1 pseudogene is annotated in these 526 nt (G+C 52.3%); it reads left to right on the forward strand.

Going from position 1 to position 526, the window contains the following annotated elements:
- Positions 1-526: pseudogene (locus ADK28_RS05190) on the forward strand (DNA helicase); the annotation flags it as partial.

The raw sequence follows: 526 nt of genomic DNA on the forward strand, positions 1-526 counted from the left end.
CTCGATCCTGATCGACAAAGAAGGCTATGTGCTTGAGGACAAAGGCGTTGCCGTTTCCAGTTTTGCCTGGGCACTCAAGCCGGCTCTCGATCTGAAGCTTGGGAGCTTAGGGAATTGGCCGAATGTTGAGCCGCGCATTATCGAGCATCTGGATCGAATAGTTCGCCGCCACAACGAGGATGGAGAAGCCATACCGATCGATTTGGATGTCGTTCTTAACGCTTATAAATGGCTTGTGTCTCAGTTCGGTGTACCCGAGCATTTGGTTGAGCCACCCACATTCGCGATTAAGGTGTTTCATCATTTCAAAGCCAAGGCGCCGCCTGAACCTTCGTTACTGAATTCCTTCTATCTTGAAGATCTCGGTGAAGCAACCAAATTGCTCGAGACGGGCAAAGCCGGAACCGGTTTGCGCCGCTATATGGGAATTGGCAGGCCTGACCAAAAAATCGATGTGCTATCGCCCATTTCCGCAGTTGAGCCTTTCGTCGCACCGTCGCTCATGCCGCAGGCTCGTTGGCCTTCG

This window comes from Serratia sp. 506_PEND, assembly GCF_001076875.1.
Classification (GTDB): Bacteria; Pseudomonadota; Gammaproteobacteria; order Enterobacterales; family Enterobacteriaceae; genus Serratia; species Serratia marcescens.